Raw genomic sequence first — 22,931 nt, 5'->3', positions numbered from 1 at the left:
AGAACAGGAGGTTCCCCCCTGTTCTTTTTCATTTCTTCCTACGCCATTTTCTTACTTCAATGCTTCCTCCACATTAATGACACCATGCCCATAATTAAAGGCAGAACCTAGATTTGTTGCTGTATCCCGAAGTTTTTGCCTAACTTCCACATTTGTCATGTTTGGATATTTCGCTAAAATCAGAGCAGCTGCCCCTGCCACATGAGGTGAGGCCATGGAGGTTCCATTCAGAGAACCATATTGGTTGCCTGGCAGCGTGCTGTTAATATCAACACCCGGAGCCATCACTTCAAGCTGACTGCCTACGCTCGAGAACGAAGCACGGTTATTATTTGAATCCACTGCTCCTACAGCAATGACGGAATCGTATCTTGCCGGATATCCGATTGTATTGATCAGTCCAAAGAAAGAACCACTATTTCCTGCAGCAGCTACAACAACAATTCCGCTATTATAGGCGTTATCACTTGCCTGCTTTAATGTAGTGGATCCTGTACTGCCACCTAAACTCATGTTAATGACATCCATATCATTGTCAATTGCCCATTCAATTCCCTGGGCAATCCCACTTAAAGTCCCACTTCCCGCTCCGCTTAGCACCTTAACTGCGTATAAATCAACATCATATGATACACCCACTACCCCTACATTATTGTTTAAAGCAGCAATAGTACCTGCCACATGAGTTCCATGACCATTTCCATCCGTTAATGCATCAGGCTCATCTGACACAAAGCTTGCTCCACCTGCAACATTCAGATCTTCATGAGTTGCATCGATACCAGTGTCCAGTACTGCAACTTTTACCCCTGACCCAGTCACTGTTTGGGAATGTGCAACATCCGCCTTAATATGTGGAATTCCATAAGGGACCGTTTGAGCATCAATTTTATACTCGATATCCTCTTCAATATATTCTACAAGTGGATTTTTCTCCAACGCTACAACTGCTGCTTCAGGTAGCGTGACCTGAAGGACATTCATATGGTTGTATTGATGATTGATCGTTCCACCCAATGTGGAAACAATTTGATTTGTCTGTTTGGAGACAGGATTCTTCAACCCAATCAAATATTCTTTGAATAACGGCTTTCCTTTTGCACTTGCCTCCCCGGGTGAAAATGAAAACGAGAGGACCAAAGCTAATGCCAATAAAACGGATAAAAACTTTTTCATATGTAGAACATCTCCTTTGAAAAAAATCTAAATAATCTAATTATTTAGTTACTTATGATGTTAGCATAGCTTTTAAAGGATTGTTATTGGGAAAGTAGTTAAGCATATCGGGCTTTTAAACCGAGATATCATTGTCGATTTCCCAATGGTTTATCATGGTATTTTCCTGTGACTTTCTTATCAGATATACTTGCTTATCATACAACAAAAAAACACCCAACAAATTGTCAGGTGTTCTATAAATAAAGGGGGAATTTAATCAAATTATTGTAAAGCTTCCTCCACATTGATGACTCCGTTTCCATAATAAAAAGCATCACCTAGAGGAGTTGCAGTATTTTTTAAGCGATCACGAATTTGGGATGCTGATAGACTAGGATATTTAGCTTTGATCAATGCTGCTGCTCCTGCGACATGGGGAGAAGCCATGGATGTTCCATTGTAGGAAGAGTAGCTGTTTCCTGGAGTTGTACTAAGAATGCTTACACCAGGAGCCATCACTTCCAGTTCAGAACCAACGCTAGAGAAAGAAGCTCTATTGTTATTTGAATCAACTGCCCCTACTGCTATTACAGAGCTATATTTAGCTGGGTAGCCGATTGTGTTTCTTTTTCCTCTAGAACCAGAGTTTCCAGCAGCAGCCACGACAACAATTCCACTTGCATATGCATTGTCACAAGCTTGTTTTAAGGCTGTAGAACCTGAACTTCCGCCTAGACTCATATTGATTACATCCATTTCATTTGCAATTGCCCATTCTATCCCTTGAGCAATTCCACTTAAAGTACCGCTTCCGGAAGCACTCAATACTTTTACTGCGTAAAGATCTGCATTGTAGGCAACACCCAATACTCCAGCAGTATTATTTAATGCTGCTACAGTTCCTGCAACATGTGTGCCATGACCATTTCCGTCCGTTAGTCCACTAGGCTCTCCAGATACAAAGCTTACGCCGCCTTTTACATTGAGGTCAGGATGACTTGCATCAATACCAGTATCCAATACTGCTACCTTTACACCAGATCCTGTAACGTTTGCAGCATGAGCTTTATGTGCATTAATATGCGTTACGCCCCATGGAGTGGATTGTGCAGTTGCATATACTGCTGCATCCTCTTCCACAAATGCGATGTTGGGGTTGTTTTTCAAGGCCTGTGCAGCTTTTTCTGGAAGCGTTACAAGCTGTACATCCATATAATTATATACATGTTCCACTTCCCCGCCTGCAGCTGTAATCATATTTTTAGCCGAGAAAGCTTTTGCGTTTGTCTTAAAGCCTATTAGATATTGCTTCTTTTCATTCACACTAGGGCCTTGGGCATTGGCTTGTGCAGGTCCAAACGCCAATGCGAATGCCAACATCGCTACAATGAATACTGAAAATCCTTTAATCCAATTTTTCAATCATTCCACTCCCTTAAGTTTGTTTTGATAATTCTTAATATTAAGAACTATTAACGATAGTCTACCACCTGTCATCTTAATTTCATATTGGGAAAGTTGGGGCTTCTACATAGTTTTAATTGCAGTTTTTCGGCTTTGGTTGCCCAATGAGAAATTATGTAAAGATTAGTATCGTTTCCCATTCCTCCTTTCCTCCTTTTTTTCTTGCACAACCTATCTTATTTGCTGGTGAAGAAATTATTGCTTGGGAAAGCAGGAGAGTTTCAGACATTTTATTGAACAAAATGCTTTCGTACTTTCCCAATACAAAATAAAAAGAAGAAGGAATGTTACCGTTCCTTCTTCTATAATCACTATCTATTTATTTGTTAGACTACCTTAAAAATAAGTGTGTGTTATTTTGACTCCCTGTTGATTTCCGTTCCAGGTGGCAGCGATCGCGGGGCGGTGCTTGAGCCTCCTCAGCTATGCCTGCGGGGTCTCAAGTCTACCGCTATCTCCCGCAGGACAAGGAAGGCTTCGGCAGCGATATATCGCACGAAGAAAATGCTCGCATTTTCGAGGAGTCTCACACCTTGCACTCCAATCAACAGGGGAGGCAGGTGAAGCAAACGTCTTCACTATACTTTCATTTCTCAAGGTGTAAATCTTTTACATCAGGATCTCTGTTAAACACCGCTGTTGACGTTGAAAATCAACACTACGCTTTAACACAGCCCTTAGTTAAAGTACACATGATAATATCTCGTAAATGCCACAGCAAAATCTCCTCTTGTTACCACTTCTTCAGGGGCAAAGGTCGCTTCCACTTTTGGCTTCAGATCATATTTTCCTTGCGTCACAGAAAAGTTTGCATTTAGAATATTCAGGTCTAATGCCACTTGTACATACCCTTTTAAGGCGTCGGGGATGTTTGTTTGATCTTTCAGCACGATGCGCTCTTCTTTATAGGTAACCTTCACGTCTCCCGAATGATCCAGTGCTTCTTTTTCCAGGCCTAAGCTCTGTACTAGTGTATAGGCAAGCTCGGCTTTTGTGACACTGCCTTTTGGAGAGAACTTTCCTGGTGATGTCGGTTGCATCACTCCCTTTAACTGATGTGATTGATCTCGAAACGCAGCACCCTTGGCAACCACTGCCTCGGCAAAAGGAAGATCAGCTTTTGACACATCAGTAAAAGATGCTTGGGATGGCAGACTTTGACGAATTTCTGCACCCATTAATAGAGACTTCGCCATGTCCACTCTTGTTAGTTTGGAGTCTGGTTTGAACGTACCATCCTTGTATCCATCAAAAAGTCGTTCTTTCACACCTTGTTGGATGGCCGCTTCTGCGGGATGCCCAGCAATATCACTCAGACCGGTAAATCCATTGATTTTTGTAAAAGCAAAGGAACCTTTTACAGTTTCAGGAAGCGAAATTCCTATTGGGTTCAGCTCGTTCCCTCTTAGTCCTCGAATCTCCGCTTTCCAGGTACCTGGCACCGGATTATCAACCAATACCACCCGGTCTGTATAAAGAGGGAAAAGTAAACTTACCCCAGAGCTGTACTCTGTTCCATCTGGTGCAACCAAGACGAGATTGATAGGGTTACCCGTTTCCTCCAAAAGACCCTTTCCATCAACTCTTGCCAGTAAACTGGTCAAACCTTCTTCTACAGCAAATTCATATGCACCATCTGTCAACAATGAACTCTCGATTTCAAATTCTTCTCTTGATGTGGATGTCTCCACATTTGAATGATAGGTTTGATTCATAGTTAGAGTAGATCCATAATTTTTGTTTTCAAATGATGCATCCACAGCCGCATATGCATTTACATATCCCGCTCCAACTTCCCATGTTTCATAGCCTGGCATATTCGTCGCTGTCGATTGCAAAAGATTTTTCACCTCATCAGGTGATAAAGATTGGTTTGCCTCAAGCATCAATGCAACAATTCCCGCCACATGTGGCGTTGCCATGGAGGTTCCACTCATCGTTGTGTAATATGGCAGATGTGCCGGTTCGATCAATTCCGCATCCTTTTCAGCAGCCAGTGCCGTGAGTGGGGATACGACTTTCGTAGATATGATATCCACACCTGGTGCAGTCACAGTTGGTCTATCTTCCCAGGTCCATTCTTTTCCATCCATTGTAAAACTCCCTCCTACCCCTTTTGTTCCACGGGAGGAGAAGTCAGCGAGCGTTCCGTCCTTCACACCTGCTGCTACAGAAATTACCCATGGTGCTTTTGCGTAAGGATTGTGTGTATTTTCAGATGGTCCTTCGTTGCCTGCTGCAAAAAGAACGACTATGCCACGGTCATAGGCTTTTTTACTTGCAATGTTGATGGGATGGTTCGGATCGAAATCACCACTGGAGCCCCAGGAATTTGTAATAACTCGAATGTCATATTCCTGTTGATGCGTTATGGCGTAATCGAATCCTCCGATTCCATCAAGTACAAACAATGCTCCACCTGAACCATAACCTATTAAACTTGCACCAGGTGCTGCTCCTTCATACTTCCCTCCAGACATTGCACCCGTTCCACCAACGGTTCCTGCCACATGCGTACCGTGTCCGGAGTTGGTGTCTGTATTCGGTACATTTTCCGTATAGGAGATTGGCAGAATACCTGTAATACTTTGAAGGTTAGTAGACCCTAGTACGTTCTGCACCAAGTTGCGTCCTAGCTCATGGTCTTTGTGCGTTCCATCTACTCCACTATCATTTACCACTACCCCGACACCCTTACCCGAGACAGGCAAGCCGCCATTCTTTTCACGGAAAGAATCGTCGGTACGCAGCTTATTAACCCCTGTTACGTCTGTGGACTCTGCATTGTAGTATGTCAGTTCTTCATTCAAGTATATGGAAAGGACTTCTGGAGAAGCCTCCAATTCTTCTATTTGCTTTTTTGTAGCAACTATACCCACTATAGGCAAGGAATTCATTGTAACTGCTGATGTGATGCCAATTTCCTCAAGCAGCCCTAGCTGTTCTGAATTTACCTTTTCTTCTCCTTTGAAAGTAACAATCACTTGTGCTGTACTGGTAGCATCACTTAAAACCGACCATACCTTTTCATTTACTACAGACCCTTCGGATGACGTGGACTGAGCACCAACTGTGTTAAACATGGAAAAGATCAGAACCAGGGCACATGCAGCAGCAAACATTTTTTTCATAAAGTAACCTCTTTTCATTTATTTTTTTATTTTCCTGTTCAATTAGTAGGTCGGGCTAGCTTAACTGCTTCATATGCGTTGACATATCCAGAGCCAACTTCCCATTTTTCATAGCCTTCCATATTGGTAGCACTGGTTTGTAAGATTTCTTTTATTTCAAATGTATCGAGGGTTGGATTTACCTCCAACAGCAGTGCGATGATTCCTGCAACATGCGGTGCTGCCATGGAGGTGCCACTGAAGGTGGTGTAATAGGGCAGGTGAGCAGGGTCAATATATTCCACATCCTTCTGCGCGCTTAATGCTGATAGTGGAGAAATCACTCTTGTAGAGATAATGTCCACACCAGGAGCCGTGATGGTTGGACTGTCCTCCCACTTGTAGGTTGTCCCATCCACCTCAACACTTCCCCCTCCGTCTTTCACTCCTCGGGAAGAAAAATCTGCAAGTTCTCCATCCTTGGTACCAGCCGCCACCGTAATAACCCATGGCGCTTTTTTATAGTTACCGGAGATCGTTGCCTCTCCAGGACCGGAATTCCCTGCTGAAAATACAGTAATGATGCCACGGTCATAAAGTTTCTTTGTTGCAAAATTTATCGGATCGAACGGGTCAAAATCTGTTCCTGCATCACTTGTTGCGCCCCAGGAATTGGTTACGATTCGAATGTTATATTCCTGCTGATGGGTCAGAGCATAATCAAAGCCCCCAATTGTATCAAGCATGGCAACCACTGCTCCTGAACCGTATCCAATCAACTTCGCGCCAGGTGCAACACCTTCATATTTCCCACCTGACATTGCCCCTGTACCACCTACAGTTCCTGCCACATGTGTGCCGTGACCGGAGTCGGAATCGGTATTCGGTACATTTTCCACATATGTGATAGGAAGAATACCCGTCAGTGCATTCAGATTGGAGCTTGCAAACACGTTCTGCACGAGGTTACGGCCAAGCTTGATATCATGGTGCGTCCCATCCACTCCACTGTCGTTTACGACCACTCCGATATCTTTTCCGCTTATCGGCAAACCTCCATTCTGAGTACTGAGCTCTTCGTCCGTTCTAACCTTATCTACTCCGGTATAGGAAGTTGAGCCTTCATTTTCATACTGAAGCCTTTTGTTGAAATATATGGAAACGACAATTTCCTCTTCAAGCAGCTTTTCCACTTGCTGTTTCGTAGCTAGTACACCGGCAACCGGCAAACTTTGAAATGTTATCCCATTTTTTATTCCAAGGCCTTTTAAAAGATCTACCTGTTCTTGCTGGATACCGCCATCATGATCAAATGTGATAATAACCTCAACCGGACCCTTCGCTGTTTGTAGAACCTCTTCTAATGTCACATCCAATAACGCGGGATTATTAGCGTTTGCCTGTGCAGTGGCAGGACCTTGCACCCAGTAAACTGTGAAAAACATTCCAAGTATTAGAACCCCCATTGATAAATAAGTCACATTTTTTTTCATTCTGTTTCCCCTTTCTTAAATTTTGGAATAGTTAGATAATTACCTGTATTTTCTCATACCCACAAAAGCACAACTATTAGTCATCAGTAATAAAAGACAGAGTATACGTACTATCTTCCTTAGTACCTTGGTAGTAGGAAAACATAAAAAAAACACCGAAGCATGCGCTTCGATGTTCGCTTTTCTATGGCTATGTTAAACACCGCTGTTGATTTCCGCACTAGGCGCAGCGACCCAAGGGCGGTCCGGGAGCCTCCTCGGCTTCGCCTGCGGGAACTACTCAAACCGGACCCTTTTATATAAGTCCGAGTGATTGAATAAAGACGAGAAGTATTCCAATTGGGATTACATATCGTATGAGATAGTACCAGATGGTAAATACCGATTTTTTTACGGTTGACCCCTGGAAGAATTCGTCCTTTAGAATATCCTTGGGAATTCGATAGCCGACAAATATTGAAATCAGTAGTGCCCCAACAGGCAATGCAATGTTTGTGACAAGATAATCGGCTGCATCAAAGATAATCAAGCCGTCAATCGTAATATCTGATAGGACCCCAAAGGATAACGCAGATGGTATACCCATTATGAAGATGATGATTCCTGTAACCCAGGCTACCTTTTTTCTTTTCTCCTGGTTGTCCTTCACTATAACAGCAACAATGATTTCCAATATGGAAAATGCAGATGTCAGTGTTGCGAATAGCAAAAGAATCATAAACATTGCAAGGAAGATCACTCCAAATGGAAGCTGATCAAACACTGCAGGAAGAATAACAAAAACTAACCCCGGCCCCTCATCAGGTTGCATTCCAAGCGCGAATACCGCTGGGAAAATGACCAAACCTGATAATAAAGAGATAATAATATTTAATCCGACCACAGATCCTGCTGATTTGATAAGGTTTTCACCTTTTGTCAGGTAGGAGCTGTATGTAACCATGATGGAAATACCAACACTTAAGGAAAAAAGTGCTTGTCCCAATGCCATCAGGAATGTATTGGGTGTGATGAGTGACAAGTTTGGCTGAAGGAAATATCGGACACCCTCCCATGCGCCTTCCAATGTCAAGGAGCGGACCAGAAGAACAAGAAAGATGATAAATAATAATGGCATTAAGATTTTGCTTGCTTTCTCAATCCCGCTTTGTACACCAGCCTGAACCACGTAGATGGTAAGGAGAATGAAGATGAACTGTGCAATAAGCGCTAAATATGGGCTTGCTATGGTCTGCTCAAATAGCCCACTATATTCATCCAATGTGAAATTGGATAACCCTCCGATAAAGCTTTTCCCAAGATAAGTGACAATCCAACCGCCCACTACACTGTAAAAGGAAAGAAGAATAAAAGAGGCTACAACACCCAACACCCCGATAAAGTGCCATTTTGACCCTTTGGCAAGCATCTTATAGGAGGAAATCGCATCCTTTTGAGTGGACCTTCCTATAATAAATTCCGCCAGTAGCATCGGAGCACCAATGAGGAGAGTGAATAGTATAAAAATTAAAAAGAAAATTCCTCCACCATTGGTTCCGGCCATATATGGGAATTTCCAGATGGCACCGAGACCAATGGCAGAACCTGCTGCCGCTAAAATAAAGCCTATTTTTGATGTCCATTGCTCATGCTGTTTCATGATGAAAAACTCCTATTTCAAAGATTAGTCTATTATAATACTATCGATTCTTATATTTGTATAGGGAATATTCTGTCATAATTCAGAAAGGTTGTGTAATCCCTCTTAAGGAAGTGGTACCAATTTATGCTGCACGGCATAGATGACTACTTGGGATCTGCTTTTCACATCCAGCTTTTTAAAAATTTTACTCACATGGATTTTTACCGTTTTATCACTAATATAAAGACGCCCTGCAATCTCTTTATTGGAAAGTCCCTCAACAAGACAAACGAGAACCTCCTTCTCCCTTTCTGTCAGAACAGTATCCTCCTTGACCTGAGTCTCCTGCTGATGATAGCTGATGAGCTTTTTGGTCATCGCAGGATGGATGATGGATTCACCTCGATGAACAGTACGGATGGCATCAATAACCTGTTCAGAAGGGGAATCTTTCAATAGATATCCATCCGCCCCCTCTTTTAATGCAGACATGAAATATTCATCATGCTTATACATTGTAAGGATTAGCACTTTTACATCAGGATATTCTTTTTTTACAATTTTAGTAAGTTCTATTCCGTTTTGCTCAGGCATGTTAATATCCATCACGATGACTTCCGGACATTTACGCTTCAATAAGAGTTCCATTTCTGCTCCCCCAGTAGCTTCCCCCACCACTTTCATGTCACTTTCCAAAGATATGATGGTTTTTAGACCATCCCTTAGTATGGCATGATCATCCACAAGCATGACATTAATCATTTTCAATCTCTCCTTCTAACCCCAATTTGGGAACTGTTAGTGTAACTTCCGTTCCCTCGTTCGGTTTGCTATCAATTTGAAGCGCGGCGCCGATTTTCTCTGCCGCTTCATTCATTTGCAGTATGCCGTAGTGAGGCTGATTCATCGCTTTGATCATGGCATGATACAAGGAGAATCCTTGGCCATTATCTTTCATTTTCAATACAATATGATCTGACTGGTAGCTGATCAGAATATGTAGATGACTGGCATGGGCATGCTTCAGGCAGTTTTGGATGCATTCCTGGAACACGCTGAACATGACTTTTTCTGTCATCGGACTAATGGCCCCCTGATTTCCACGGACCTGAAGCTGAATATCCACAGAGAAGGATGGATCCTTTTTCAGCTCCGCTATCTTTTTTTCCACTGCCAAATGAAATCCCAGTTGCTCGGTTGGGTAGGGACGAAGTGCATAGATAGAGTCCCTCACATCCTTAAGGCTTTCCCGCAGCTTTTTGATGCTGTCCGCAATAAGGAGCTTGGCGTCTGAAGGTTGTGTTTCCAGTTTTTTATAGGAGGTATCCAGCTTCATAACAGCACCTGCTAAGGTTTGGGCAATACCGTCGTGAATGTCATGTGCAATTCTGTTCCGCTCTTCGAGAATGATTCTTCGCTCCTGCTCACTAACTAGCTGTTTTGTTTTCAAAAATACTGCCAGCTGGTTGGCAATCGTCGCAATGGAACGGGTATCTTCAATTGTAAAACTCTTGGTACGGCCTTTCGTCACGACAAAACAGCCAATTGATTGGTCTTCAAATAATAAAGGTGCATATACAACAGATCGTGAGGAGGACCTCAAAAAAGGTGCTAAAGGTCCTTTTCCTGCTTTCTTATGATCATAAACCTGCATTTGCGATATATTCTCCATCTCAAGGAGAATATCATGAAGAGGCATATGGGATAGAATTTTCCCATGGATGATTGTGTGCTCCCAGATACCTTTTTCATTTCTTACAAAAAGGATGCAGTCTTCAATAGGCATCAATTCTTGCAATAGGTTTTTTATCAGCTTTTCCCATCCTCTGGAAGGTATGGACTTATTCAGCTCAGTAGAGAATTGGAATAAAGCCCGGATCCGGTTTTTCTCTGTTTTTAGACGGGCAATGATGGAACTTAGCAAAGAAAGTCCTACAAGCGGAGAAAAGAAGAAAAAGAATGAGAAGATGTCTACTTCTCCACGATTTTGACTGCCAAGTATATGTATGAGGCAGCCATATATATAGGATACAACAAAACTGATGAGTTCCCCTTGTGTTTTCCCCCACCAAACTTTTAATGTATAGGGTTCCGGCCTTAGCCATAGAACAATATCTACAATAGCGTTATTCAACATATAAAAGAGTGTGATCATTAAGGAAAAGCCAAGCAATCCATCCATTATTGGATTAAGACTGACTGTCAGAAAGGTTTCCATTATAATTTGATGGAAAACATGTGCCAAATAAAAGCTGATTACCAGCTGGGATGGATTGAAAAGCATGATACGGAGTGGTCTCCGGTGACTGAGGTTGATTGCTAGAACGATAGACGCATAAGTGATTATTACCAGATCCAACCCGAACACCACATAGATCATATAGATGATCGGAAATGTAAGGGTAGTGTGCCCTTTTGGCACTGGCATTGGATAATACTCACAAACCCCTAGAAAAACAATCAATAATACGAGAGTGAATGATACTTCAACCTGGGATAGGGATAGCACTTGAAATAGTACTAGACCCCATCCGATTACAGTTACAAGCCCCATATAAAGTTGTGAGATGTGTAGTCCCTTCCATTTCTTGTTCATATTATTCCCTGCCATTTCCAATGGTTTATGTGATAGTTATCAATATAAAGAGGAACTCCAGCTGGCACAATGAATTCTCACTTCCCAACTGGAGTTCCTCGTACCGCATTGGCACATATCTATCGTAATGAAAAAGGAGTCAAAAGACTATTAGTAAAAAGGAATATATTAATAGTACAAAAGTATTAGTCTTCAAACTCAAACTTTTGGAAAACGAACTTCAAAGGTTGTCCCTTGTTCCAATTCGCTTTTGACACTGACTGTGCCATGATGGTTCTTGATAATATTGAAGGTGATCATAAGCCCGAGTCCCGTTCCGGTGGTTTTGGTAGTAAAGAACGGCTCCCCTAAACGGGATATTATCTCTTCCGGGATGCCCCTGCCTTCGTCTCTGATCCGGATGATTACTTCTTCCCCATCATCCTCCGTTTCAATAAAAATGTTTCCACCTTCCGACATCGCTTCTATCCCATTTTTTATTAAGTTGATGAACACCTGCTTCACTTGATTGTCATCACATTGTATTAACGGGTCCTTGGCATCAAGCTTCATTTCAAACCAGACATTATTCATGATCGCCTGCGTTTCAAGTAGAGTCGTGACATCCTTAAGCAATGTATCCAGGGAAACTTTTTGAATACGGACCTTATGAGGCTTAGCTAATAACAGAAGTTCGCTAAGGATCAATTCGATTCTGCTCAATTCCGACTCAATGATATGAAAATACTCTTTCTTTTGGTCCACTTCCCGCTCAAGAAGTTTAAAGAACCCTTTTATGGCGGTCAATGGGTTTCGTATTTCATGCGCTATTCCTGCAGCAAGCTGGCCAGCAACAGAAAGCTTTTCAGATTGAAGCATCACTGCCTCTGCCTGCTTTTTCTCGGTAATATCCCGAATAATCACCTGCATTGCATTTTTTCCAAGATAGGTAGTGGGAATCCCCACCACTTCCGTATAGAGCTTATGCCCCTTCATGGTAGTCCATTCCTGTTCAAACGCAGGCAGCTTTTCCCCGTTGGTATGAGCATGTATCGTCTTCCATATATGTTGAAGGTCTTTCTTTTCAATATTTTGATAGACACTTTGCCCGATCAGTTCCGCATAGTTTTCCACTTCGAGCATCTTCACTCCCGACTCGTTGATGAATGTCCATTTCTCCTCACAAATAACACCTATCGTATCAATGGAGTTTTGTACAAGCATCCGAAAACGTTCCCTACTATTCTGCAATATCTTGTGAAAGTTTTTCCGATGCGAAATGTCCATCAGCATCACAAAAGAAGCTGGCTGCCCTTTGTACATCGTCTGATTCGAAATGATTTCCACTTCTATCATTCTTCCGTCCAAACGATACCACCTTTGTTCCATGAGTCCCACACGAAAGCCTTGCTGTACTGATCTGATCCGCTGCTTCACAATATCGTGGAAGGACTCTTCAATGTAGTCATAGACTGAAGTATCGATCAACTGGTTTTTTTGGCAGGCGCCAAGCATTCTTGTTCCTGTCTCATTGACATATTTAATGACCCCATCGACAGTTAAAAAAAGCCCATTCGGTAGATGCTCAATCAAGTCAAATGCGGAGTAGTCTTCTTCATTCTCTTTTAACTCTTTTCTCTCTTTTACCTTGTTGATATTTTCCTGACCATTTCCGTCGGTATTCAAAATAAATTTAGACTGTTTGGCGGATTCACTACCAATATCCATTGTTTGAGACAGTTTCAGTACAATTTCTTTTTCAAATTGCTGTGCAGGATCCTGTATTTCTGAAAGTACAGCTTCCATCCATACAAATCCCGAATGTTTCCTTTTCATTCGAAAAAAACATTGTGCCTGGTGGGAAGGTTGGTAAATCAAACTCTCAATTAAATAAAGATCCTCTGTATGTATCCAGTCTTCCAACTTTGTGTCTATGAGTTCATGCTTGTGATAACCAAGTAATGAGGCACATGAGGAAGAGGCATACTGTATGTTGCCTGTCGGAGATATGATGATGATGAGATGAATTTTTGAAATGGATTCTACCTGTTGGATTTTTCCTTTTTTCAACAAAGAGTTAGGCTTTTCCAACGTTCTTCCTCCCTTCTAATTCTATCAATCTATTTGTCATTTCTTGAATCATGTGTATTATTTCCAACATTCCCTATTATACTACAAATTTCTTTATTTTTCTAAATATTATAATAAATTAAACATAAATACACATTTTAACTCTCTCACCAACTCAAAAAAGTGTATTTCTATTATTTTTTTCCGAATTTCACAAGAATTAAATTATACCAATATAGCCCCAAACCATACATTTGGTATAATAATAAAAACATTGATTATAAAAATTTAAATTTGGGGCCAGACCCCGGGAGGAACTTGAACATGAATGTAGAAGCGAAGAAGGTTGCGTTTATTGGTACGGGTGTGATGGGGCGCAGCATGGCAGGTCATTTGATTAGTGGTGGTTATGATGTGGTTGTGTATACACGTTCTAGGGAGAAGGCGGAGGCTCTTTTGGCACAGGGGGCCAGTTGGGCAGGCAGCCCTGGTGAGGCTGTGAGGGAAGCGGACTATACAATTACGATGGTCGGATATCCCAAGGATGTGGAGGAAGTGTATTTTGGTGAAGAAGGGATCCTCGCTAATGCTAAGAGTGGAGCCTTTGTCATCGATATGACCACTTCCACCCCGACGCTTGCCAAGCAGATTTTTCTAGAAGCAAAGGAGCGTCAACTCCATAGCCTCGATGCCCCTGTTTCCGGTGGGGATATAGGTGCAAGGGAAGCAAGACTGACAATTATGGTTGGAGGAGACAAATCTTCCTTTGAAGCATGTCTTCCAGTCTTTGAAGCAATGGGATCAAACATCATTCATCAGGGTGCAGCCGGAGCCGGGCAGCACACCAAAATGTGCAATCAAATTGCCATAGCTACAAACATGATCGGAGTTTGCGAGGCACTCGCCTACGCAGAAGCAGCAGATTTGAACCCGGAAGATGTGCTGAAGAGCATTTCAAGCGGAGCGGCAGGAAGCTGGTCACTCAGTAATCTGGCGCCTAGAATCATTGCCGATAATTTTGAACCTGGATTTTTCGTGAAGCACTTCATCAAAGATATGGAGATCGCACTGGATGAAGCGGAGCGGATGGGGTTAGATGTACCTGGATTGGCACTGGCAAAGGATATGTATGTGAAATTATCGCAAAGCGGCGAGGAAAACAGCGGTACTCAAGCTTTGTACAAATTGTGGAAGAAGTAAACTTGAAAAGCTTTGGCCAACATCGGCCAAAGCTTTTTTACATAGATTCACGCCCACGCATAAACTCGAGCAGACAAAACACAGCCACTCTAGTCGTCATATCCCTGAAATCAATGGTTGGATCGATTTCCACCATATCAAGTCCACACATCTTCTCATGCTTCCCTAATAGATGGATGGCCTCAAGAAGCTGATCACTGGTCATTCCACCCGGTCCAATCGCTGGACATCCCGGCGCAAATGCCTGATCGAGCACATCAATATCGACGGATACATAAATATGATCCACCTTATCCTCCAGATATTGAATGGCAGAAGTCATAACTTTAGTGATTCCCTGTTTTTTCACATCAGCCATCGAGAAGATTGTCACACCCTGTTCACGTGCATACTGATGGTAAAACGCACTGTTAGAATAATTTCTAATCCCGATCTGGACGAGATGCTCCCCTTTTAAAAGACCCGCTTCCAGTAATCTACGGAATGGGGTACCGTTTGTCGGTCCCCCGTCCTCTGTATTGCGGAGATCATGATGTGCATCAAATTGGATGACACCCACCGTCCCTTTTTTTCCTGAGAGACCTTTGAGGGTGGAATAGGTAATGGAGTGATCTCCTCCAATAAAAATCGGAAGGCAGGATGGATGCGCATCCATCAAGGAGGATACCGTCTCTTCTATCCTGTGGTAGGATTCCTCCACAAGGGTAACATGCATGACGATATCTCCCATATCAGACAGCTTTGGTGATAAAAGAAGTTCAGTCTGATCATCTACTGCATAAGTGGAATAAGATTTCAGCAGCCTTCGAAACACGCCAGGCGTGAAACTTGCACCTGAATGACTGATGGAAGGCTTGGAAAGAGGCACTCCAACCAGTGCGAGCCCCTCCACCGCCTCCTTCCCGTCCCAAGACTTCAGAAGCTCCGCTGCCTTCGGATAATGCCGATCCACGAACGCAGGTCCGCCTGCTTTTTGCATATATGGGTGTCTATTCAAGATAGGCCCCTCCCTTTGCCACCTCAAGGCCATTTTGGAAAACAGTATGCACATGATTCACTCCATAATGATAGGGAACGTATTGATAGTTCAGAGCATTCCATACCACCACATCCGCTTTTCGACCAACTTTAAGTCTGCCGGACACATCGTCTTTATGAATCGCTTTAGCTGCATTGACCGTTACAGCGTTCCAGATCTCTTCGCATGTCATCTTAAGCTTGAGCATGGCAAGATTCATGATGAATTGGATGTTTTCCGTTGGAGAGCTTCCAGGATTAAAGTCTGTCGCGAGGGCAACCGCTCCCCCTCCATTAATGATTTCACGCGCCTTGGCATATGAATCTTTATTCAGATAAAAGGTGGTTCCAGGTAAGAGAACAGCTATCGTATCAGAGTTGCCGAACATTTCCACCGCTTTGTCGGATGCTGCGATAAGATGATCAGCAGAGGCTGCTCCGAGTTCAATGGCCAGTTCCGTTCCGCCTAATGAGACTATTTCATCCGCATGAATTTTCACTGAAAAGCCCGCCTCTTTTGCTAGTTCGAGGAATCTTTTTGATTGCTCGATCGTAAAGACGCCTTCCTCGCAAAAGATATCCACAAACTCGGCAAGTTCTTTTTCTTTTATTTCCTGAAAAAGCTCTGACATTTCGAGTAGAAATGCTTCAGGGTTCTCCTTGAACTCCTTTGGTATCGCATGTGCCCCCAAAAATGTGGATGCGATCTCCATACTTGTGTTTTCTTTCAGCTTTTTTACGACCTCCAGCTGTTTCAATTCAGCATGCTTCTCCAAACCATAGCCACTTTTTGCTTCTACTGTGGTGATGCCATAACTGATCAATCTTTTAAGATGGAAGGCCGCTTTATCATACAAATCTTCAAAGCTTGATTTTCTTGTAGCCTCCACGGTGGAATGGATGCCCCCACCCTGTTTGAGGATCTCCAAATATGGCACGCCCTGCTGCTTTAAGGCGATTTCATGCTCCCTTGATCCGCCGAAAACGAGATGGGTGTGTGGATCAACCAGCCCAGGGGTGACAAGCATCCCCTGGCAGTCTATCACTTTTGAGCTTTCCAGACCTTCTGCTTCCGAAGAAGTGCCGATAAATGTTATGATGCCGTCCTTCCAGCCGATTGCCCCATTTTTAATATGAGGCAAATATCCCATCTGTTCCCCTTTGGCATGTACGGTTTCATGATCCATAGTCAGAAGTTGACCGCAATTTACTAAGAGAGTGTCCAGCTGCATTTTTTATTCACTCTCCTTCAACAATGGGATGTGAACACCTTTTTCTTTCGCCACTTTTTTGGCAAGATCATAGCCGGCGTCGGCATGACGGACTACACCCATCCCAGGATCGGAGGTTAGTACTCGGTCCAGTCTTCTTGCCGCTGCTTCCGATCCATCAGCCACTATCACCATTCCAGCGTGGAGGGAGTATCCCATCCCGACACCTCCGCCATGATGGACGGATACCCAGCTCGCACCATTTACCCCATTGATAAGGGCGTTTAAGATCGGCCAGTCCGCCACTGCATCACTGCCATCGAGCATCGCTTCCGTTTCGCGGTTCGGCGACGCCACAGAGCCGCAGTCAAGATGATCACGGCCAATGACAATCGGTGCAGACAGTTCCCCACTTGCTACCATCTCGTTGATGATTTTGCCGAAACGGGCGCGTTCACCATATCCAAGCCAGCAGATACGTGAAGGCAGCCCTTGGAATGCCACCTTTTCCCGCGCCATTTTAATCCAGTTGCATAGGTGCTCATTATCAGCAAACTCCCTTAAAATCACTTCATCCGTTTTATAAATATCCTCCGGGTCACCGGAAAGCGCCACCCAGCGGAACGGACCTTTGCCTTCACAGAATTGAGGACGGATAAAGGCTGGCACAAACCCTGGGAAATTAAAGGCATCCTTCACTCCCTCGTCAAAGGCGACCTGACGGATGTTATTGCCGTAATCAAAGGTGATCGCCCCTTTTTCCTGAAGCTCAAGCATCGCCTTAACATGAATGGCCATACTTTCCTTGGCAAGTTTCACCAGCTTCTCAGACTCGTAGTTTCTTAGAGAGCTCGCCTCTGTCAGGGTCATACCAACAGGAATATAGCCATTTAGCGGGTCATGGGCAGATGTTTGGTCTGTTAACAGATCAGGTGTGAATCCCTTTGACACAAGTTGTGGCAGTATTTCTGCCGCATTTCCTACAAGTCCTATTGATAATGGCTTGCCTGTAGCCTTATACTCTTCAGCTTTTTTGATCGCCTCATCCAGGTTTTTCATTTTCACATCGCAATATCTCGTTTCAATCCGTCGATCGATGCGGTGTTCATCCACCTCAATCGCAATACATACTCCGCCATTCATGGTTACTGCCAGTGGCTGAGCCCCACCCATTCCGCCAAGTCCCGCTGTAACAGTAATGGTGCCTTTTAGCGTATTGTTGAAATGCTGTTTCGCCGCTTCCGCAAAGGTTTCATAGGTACCCTGTAGAATTCCCTGTGTCCCGATATAGATCCAGCTTCCGGCAGTCATTTGTCCATACATCATAAGGCCCTTCTTATCCAGCTCATGGAAGTGCTCCCAATTGGCCCATTTTGGAACCAGGTTCGAATTGGCCAAAAGTACCCGCGGAGCATCTTCATGACTGCGAAATACTGCAACAGGCTTACCTGATTGGATAAGCAGCGTTTCATCATTCTTCAATTCCTTCAAGGAAGCGACTATCGCATCGTAACTTTCCCAATTCCGTGCAGCTTTCCCTATTCCTCCGTAAACCACAAGCTCACTTGGAATCTCTGCAACCTCAGGATCCAAGTTGTTCATCAGCATCCGCAGTGCAGCCTCCTGCACCCAGCCCTTCGTATTCAATTCACTGCCACGAGGTGATCTAATCACATTCACTTTTTCCATCCTTCTTCATCCTCCCAATTACTAGATAGTTATTTTTTTATATTTCATCTTACAAGTTTTGAAATCTACTGCTTTATAAATATTTCGTTTTGGGGCCAGACCCCGGCAGGAATTTCACGCTCCACACAGTACACTTCCCCGATATTGCATCCATTCGGTGAGGGCTTCGATGTCCTTGGAGAAGATGCGGTCTTCGGTGATGCTTGGGACGATGCCTCTTCCCTCCTGGTGCCATTTTTGCATGAGTGGGGAAGCGTAGTGAACTCCACGGTATTCCACCGCTTGCATGGCGCACATCCATTCGATTGCCAGGACTCTCCTGACATTTGCTATGATTTGATGGGCGTGCCTTGCTCCTATGGTACCCATGCTTACATGGTCCTCCTGATTCGCCGATGAGGGAATGGAATCAACGCTTGCAGGATGTGCCAGTGTCTTGTTTTCCGACACCAGGGATGCTGCACAATACTGCATGATCATGGCTCCCGATTGAAGTCCCGGCTTGGCACTAAGAAATGGCGGCAAGTCGTTCAATTGGGGATTTACCAATCGTTCTATCCGACGCTCTGATATATTGGCAAGCTCCGCCATTCCTAATTTCAGGAAATCCATCGCAAATGCAATCGGCTGGCCGTGGAAGTTTCCACCTGAGATGACTTTTTCACCGTCACCGAAAATCAGCGGATTATCTGTCGCTGCATTCATTTCAATCTCAAGCTTTTCCTTCACATAGCCGAGGACCTGCCATGAGGCCCCGTGCACCTGTGGAATGCATCTTAGTGAATACGCATCCTGAACGCGCTTTTGGCCCTGCCTTGTTACGAGGTTACTACCATGTAAAAGAGTTCTGATCCTTGCAGCGACCTCCACCTGTTCCGGGTAACCCCTTACAAGATGCACATCTTCGTCCAAGGCATCGACAATCCCTTCCAAACCTTCGAATGTCAGCGCAGCAATCGATTCCGCCTGAAATGCAAGTTTCTCAGCCTCCAAATATGCCACTACCCCGACAGCCGTCATTGCCTGAGTTCCATTTATGAGAGCCAGACCCTCTTTCGCCTTCAATTCAAGGGGCACGATCCCTTTTTTAGCCAATACAACACTTGTATGAACCTTTTCTCCCTGATAAAACACTTCTCCTTCTCCGAGCAGTGTCAAGGCAAGATGGGATAGGGGAGCCAGATCTCCACTTGCCCCAAGTGAGCCTTGCTGAGGGACGACCGGATGGATTCCCTCATTTACATACTCCAGCAGGCGTTCAATGATAACTGGCCTTACACCCGAAAAGCCTTTTAATAAAGCATTTGCCCGAAGGACAAGCATCGCTCTCCCAATCACTTCAGAAAAAGCTTCACCAACGCCGCAAGCATGGGAATGGATAAGATGCTTCTGCAATATTTCGGTCTCTTCCACCGGGATCAGCACATCACTGAATTTCCCGAATCCTGTTGTGATGCCATATACCACTTCCCCGTCCAGCACTATATTTTCCACAGCCGCACGGCTTCCAACTACTCGCTGCATTGCATCCTTACATGGTGCTACTTTTTCCTTATCAAACAAAATCGCCTTCATTTTGTCCAAACTCAACGATTGCCCATTTAAAATAATCACATGAATCATCCCTCTCTAATCTTCATTAAAAAACACAAAAGAGGGCCGCACTTTAACAAACGTTAAACGTTCATTAAGTACAGCCCCCTATAAATCAGCAACTATGGGCATAGTTTCTATTTAAATGTGATTGATGCCAAGTCCAATTGTCTCATGCTCCGATCCTCGCACTGGAGCACCAATTGTCCCATAAAGCGCAACTGCAATCCAGTCGCCCTCTTCCACCTCTTCATACGGGTTTCCCCTTACCACTGCAAACCGAAGACCAACCGTACGCAACACCGAACCAAGCTGAACCTGACCTCGTGTTACGCCGCTTAAGGCATCCATGATAGCATGATAGAGAGCATGTGTTTCCCGATAGCCATCGGATTTGATGATACCTTCCCTTTTGGCTGCCGTTTCTATAGCAGCTACCACCTTTTGAGAATCCATCGAGCCGACTTTTCCTATACAGGTACTCCATTGCTCCGGAAGAGTAAAAATAAATTCATCCTTTTCCGTACTCATCGAAAGCAGCACGGCAAACTTTCCAATTCTGCGTTCTATAGCTAAGACCATCTGCATTTTCCTCAATACTGAAAATTTTCTAATAACTATTAACTAGTTTAAGTGTAAAGTTGAATAAGCTTTCCTGTCAAGTTATAGATTTTCATATTCTTTATGGATCATAAAATATTGCAGCCCTTTTGTCGATGCTAGAGCCTGTTCCTTGTTTTCTTTTGCCAAAGCAAAATTTTTCTCATTCTTGGCTCTCTCTGTTTCAATCACATGCCTCATCCAGTCCTTTTTGAGCGTTCCTTTCAGCTCTTCCACCTTTGCTTCATCTTTTTCCATAGCGGCAATGGCGGCAAGGACATAGTTCTTCATATCCGGTTGGTCGATTAATTCAACTTCCTCTTTCGCCCTTACGATATTTCCGAGACGCAAATAATACTGAGCTCGGAATATTGCAGTCTTTTTACCCTTCCACTTCTTTTCAAGGTCTTCCAACTGCTTTTTCGCTTCAGGCAGATTTCCATTCGCGAGCTCCAAAATGAAGCCGTAGTATGGCTCATGCCTTTTCTTTTGCAGGTACTTTTCTATTCGTTCCACATCTTTTGAAAGAAACATGAAGCGGATGTCCTGAAAAGACAAAGCAAAAAATGCAACAACAAGAAGTCCGACAAAAATCCAGAAATTAAAGGCAATATTCATGAAGCCAAGAACAATCCCAATTGCAAAACCAATTACAATAAGCAGTAATAAATGTTTCATCTATTCCTATTTTCCCTTCTCATCATCGTTAGATCGATTTGACCATCCCGCCATCCACAAGGAAGGAGCTTCCGGTCATATAGCTGTTCGCATCAGATACAAGGAAGGTAACGACCTTTGCGAACTCTTCCGGTTCCCCATATCGACCAAGGGGAATTGTATTTTTCATTTTCTCTTCCATTTCACTTTTTGTGATTCCTTGCTTTTCAGCGTTGACTTCATCCAAGAACGCAACCCGATCCGTAGCAATTCTGCCAGGTGCCACCGTATTAATGAGGATACGATCCTTCGCAAGCTCACTAGCCAACGTTTTCGTCATTCCGACAATCCCTGTCCTGAACGTATTGGATAAAAGCAAACCCGGAATCGGCTCTTTGATAGACGATGACGCTATATTGATAATCTTTCCACCATTTTTCTTCAGATGCGGCAGTGCCTCCCGAATCATTCTCACATAGCTTAATAGGTTCAATTCAAAGGATTGCTGCCACTGCTCATCTGTTATCTGCTCAAACGTACCGGCAGGAGGGCCACCAGCGTTATTTATCAGGATGTCCAATTGCCCAAAAGAATCTACCGTATACTGCACGGCTTGTTTAATTTGATCAGGTTGTGTAATATCTGTCTGGATATACCTCACCTGACCACCTTGAAGGTTTTCGAGTTCAACTTGAACCTCATTCAGCTTTTCCTCATTCCGGCTGGCTAGAACCACATTCACCCCTTCATTTACAAAAGATGCCGCAATCGCTTTGCCCAAGCCTTGGCTGGATGCAAGTACCAGCGCCGTTTTCCCTTTTAGATTCAATTCCATATGTACACGTCCTTTCAGAGTATTGTAACTACATTCATTATAGCGCTTACTTTTAGCTCTGTAACGTATTTGATTACCCGTGTGGCAGTAAAATAACCAATTAGTCATGCCAAATGACGCCCTCTCTCCTCGCAAACCAGGGAGTAAGACAATCAATCATGCCTTTTGATTCCCTCACTGCGATCAAAACCAGGGAGTGAGGTCATCATTCATGCCTTTTGATTCCCTCACTGCAATCAAAAACCGCGAGTGAGGTCATCATTCATGCCTTTTGATTCCCTCACTACGATCAAATACAGGGAGTGAGGCAATCAGTCATGCCTTTTGATTCCCTCGCTACGATCAAATACAGGGAGTGAGGTCATCATTCATACCTTTTGATTCCCTCACTACGATCAAATACAAGGAGTGAGGCAATCAATCATGCCTTTTGATTCCCTCACTACGATCAAATACAAGGAGTGAGGCAATCAATCATGCCTTTTGATTCCCTCACTGCAATCAAAAACCGCGAGTGAGGTCATCATTCATGCCTTTTGATTCCCTCACTACGATCAAAAACCGCGAGTGAGGTCATCATTCATACCGTTTGATTCCTTCACTACGATCATAACCAGGGAGTGAGGATACAAAGGCGA

At 43.7% G+C, this 22,931-nt stretch carries 16 protein-coding genes; 1 reads left to right on the top strand and 15 read right to left on the bottom strand.

Annotated features, from left to right (window positions below; translation table 11 throughout):
- Positions 1–51: 51 nt before the first annotated feature.
- The 8 genes from ACQCT5_RS16060 to ACQCT5_RS16025 form a co-directional block, all read right to left on the bottom strand.
- Positions 52–1,176 (bottom strand): S8 family peptidase, encoded by a 1,125-nt coding sequence (locus ACQCT5_RS16060; RefSeq protein ID WP_499643048.1) that lies wholly within the window; start codon positions 1,174–1,176, stop codon positions 52–54.
- 264 nt (positions 1,177–1,440) lie between these two features.
- Positions 1,441–2,538 carry a S8 family peptidase gene (locus tag ACQCT5_RS16055; RefSeq protein WP_499643123.1) on the bottom strand — a complete coding sequence of 366 codons (1,098 nt, stop codon included), beginning with the start codon at positions 2,536–2,538 and terminating at the stop codon, positions 1,441–1,443.
- A 761-nt stretch (positions 2,539–3,299) separates the two neighbouring features.
- Positions 3,300–5,753, bottom strand: a complete 2,454-nt coding sequence (locus tag ACQCT5_RS16050; RefSeq protein ID WP_499643046.1) for a S8 family peptidase — start codon at positions 5,751–5,753, stop codon at positions 3,300–3,302.
- 38 nt (positions 5,754–5,791) lie between these two features.
- Positions 5,792–7,225: a S8 family serine peptidase gene (locus ACQCT5_RS16045; RefSeq protein WP_499643044.1), complete on the bottom strand. Its 1,434-nt coding sequence runs from the start codon at positions 7,223–7,225 to the stop codon at positions 5,792–5,794.
- A 295-nt stretch (positions 7,226–7,520) separates the two neighbouring features.
- Positions 7,521–8,864, bottom strand: coding sequence for a sodium-dependent transporter (locus tag ACQCT5_RS16040; RefSeq protein WP_499643042.1), 1,344 nt, complete (start codon positions 8,862–8,864; stop codon positions 7,521–7,523).
- A 105-nt stretch (positions 8,865–8,969) separates the two neighbouring features.
- Positions 8,970–9,608, bottom strand: coding sequence for a response regulator (locus ACQCT5_RS16035; protein WP_499643040.1), 639 nt, complete (start codon positions 9,606–9,608; stop codon positions 8,970–8,972).
- Positions 9,601–11,442, bottom strand: a complete 1,842-nt coding sequence (locus ACQCT5_RS16030; RefSeq protein WP_499643038.1) for a GAF domain-containing sensor histidine kinase — start codon at positions 11,440–11,442, stop codon at positions 9,601–9,603. Before ACQCT5_RS16030 ends, ACQCT5_RS16035 begins: the two co-directional genes overlap by 8 nt.
- 198 nt (positions 11,443–11,640) lie before the next feature.
- A complete protein-coding gene (locus ACQCT5_RS16025; protein ID WP_499643036.1) occupies positions 11,641–13,512 on the bottom strand; it encodes a PAS domain S-box protein in 1,872 nt (623 codons plus the stop codon).
- A 303-nt stretch (positions 13,513–13,815) separates the two neighbouring features.
- Between ACQCT5_RS16025 and ACQCT5_RS16020 the strand changes: the two genes are divergently transcribed.
- Complete coding sequence (locus ACQCT5_RS16020) at positions 13,816–14,691, top strand: NAD(P)-dependent oxidoreductase (RefSeq protein ID WP_499643034.1); 876 nt, start codon at positions 13,816–13,818, stop codon at positions 14,689–14,691.
- A gap of 37 nt (positions 14,692–14,728) precedes the next feature.
- On the opposite strand, the gene hutG is transcribed toward ACQCT5_RS16020, so the two are convergent.
- From hutG to ACQCT5_RS15985, 7 genes are all read right to left on the bottom strand, one after another.
- A complete protein-coding gene (hutG, locus tag ACQCT5_RS16015; RefSeq protein ID WP_499643032.1) occupies positions 14,729–15,688 on the bottom strand; it encodes a formimidoylglutamase in 960 nt (319 codons plus the stop codon).
- Positions 15,681–16,940, bottom strand: a complete 1,260-nt coding sequence (gene hutI, locus ACQCT5_RS16010; RefSeq protein WP_499643030.1) for an imidazolonepropionase — start codon at positions 16,938–16,940, stop codon at positions 15,681–15,683. The genes hutG and hutI overlap by 8 nt, the downstream gene beginning before the upstream one ends.
- A gap of 3 nt (positions 16,941–16,943) precedes the next feature.
- The gene (hutU, locus tag ACQCT5_RS16005; protein ID WP_499643028.1) at positions 16,944–18,608 is read right to left on the bottom strand and encodes a urocanate hydratase; all 1,665 of its coding nucleotides are present in this window, start codon (positions 18,606–18,608) and stop codon (positions 16,944–16,946) included.
- A gap of 114 nt (positions 18,609–18,722) precedes the next feature.
- Positions 18,723–20,222, bottom strand: a complete 1,500-nt coding sequence (gene hutH, locus ACQCT5_RS16000; protein ID WP_499643026.1) for a histidine ammonia-lyase — start codon at positions 20,220–20,222, stop codon at positions 18,723–18,725.
- 120 nt (positions 20,223–20,342) lie between these two features.
- Entirely contained in the window at positions 20,343–20,783 is a 441-nt protein-coding gene (gene hutP, locus ACQCT5_RS15995) for a histidine utilization transcription antiterminator HutP (protein ID WP_499643024.1), read from the bottom strand.
- A gap of 81 nt (positions 20,784–20,864) precedes the next feature.
- Complete coding sequence (locus ACQCT5_RS15990) at positions 20,865–21,479, bottom strand: hypothetical protein (RefSeq protein ID WP_499643022.1); 615 nt, start codon at positions 21,477–21,479, stop codon at positions 20,865–20,867.
- A 28-nt stretch (positions 21,480–21,507) separates the two neighbouring features.
- The gene (locus tag ACQCT5_RS15985; protein ID WP_499643020.1) at positions 21,508–22,293 is read right to left on the bottom strand and encodes an SDR family oxidoreductase; all 786 of its coding nucleotides are present in this window, start codon (positions 22,291–22,293) and stop codon (positions 21,508–21,510) included.
- Between the last annotated feature and the right edge of the window lie 638 nt (positions 22,294–22,931).

The sequence above is a fragment of the Sutcliffiella halmapala genome (assembly GCF_050107295.1).
GTDB lineage: Bacteria > Bacillota > Bacilli > Bacillales > Bacillaceae_I > Sutcliffiella_A > Sutcliffiella_A halmapala_A.
Note: the sequence above shows the minus strand (reverse complement) of the source record. Positions and strands in the feature narration are given on the sequence as shown.

Bases quoted from the DNA above. Each gene is read 5' to 3' on its own strand.
- ACQCT5_RS16035 (WP_499643040.1), bottom strand. From the start codon at position 9,608: ATGATTAATGTCATGCTTGTGGATGATCATGCCATACTAAGGGATGGT.
- ACQCT5_RS16030 (WP_499643038.1), bottom strand. From the start codon at position 11,442: ATGAACAAGAAATGGAAGGGACTACACATCTCACAACTTTATATGGGG.
- ACQCT5_RS16055 (WP_499643123.1), bottom strand. From the start codon at position 2,538: ATGTTGGCATTCGCATTGGCGTTTGGACCTGCACAAGCCAATGCCCAA.
- ACQCT5_RS15985 (WP_499643020.1), bottom strand. From the start codon at position 22,293: ATGGAATTGAATCTAAAAGGGAAAACGGCGCTGGTACTTGCATCCAGC.
- ACQCT5_RS16020 (WP_499643034.1), top strand. From the start codon at position 13,816: ATGAATGTAGAAGCGAAGAAGGTTGCGTTTATTGGTACGGGTGTGATG.
- ACQCT5_RS16050 (WP_499643046.1), bottom strand. From the start codon at position 5,753: ATGAAAAAAATGTTTGCTGCTGCATGTGCCCTGGTTCTGATCTTTTCC.
- ACQCT5_RS15990 (WP_499643022.1), bottom strand. From the start codon at position 21,479: ATGAAACATTTATTACTGCTTATTGTAATTGGTTTTGCAATTGGGATT.
- hutI (WP_499643030.1), bottom strand. From the start codon at position 16,940: ATGCAGCTGGACACTCTCTTAGTAAATTGCGGTCAACTTCTGACTATG.
- hutU (WP_499643028.1), bottom strand. From the start codon at position 18,608: ATGGAAAAAGTGAATGTGATTAGATCACCTCGTGGCAGTGAATTGAAT.
- hutP (WP_499643024.1), bottom strand. From the start codon at position 20,783: ATGGTCTTAGCTATAGAACGCAGAATTGGAAAGTTTGCCGTGCTGCTT.
- ACQCT5_RS16040 (WP_499643042.1), bottom strand. From the start codon at position 8,864: ATGAAACAGCATGAGCAATGGACATCAAAAATAGGCTTTATTTTAGCG.
- ACQCT5_RS16060 (WP_499643048.1), bottom strand. From the start codon at position 1,176: ATGAAAAAGTTTTTATCCGTTTTATTGGCATTAGCTTTGGTCCTCTCG.
- ACQCT5_RS16045 (WP_499643044.1), bottom strand. From the start codon at position 7,225: ATGAAAAAAAATGTGACTTATTTATCAATGGGGGTTCTAATACTTGGA.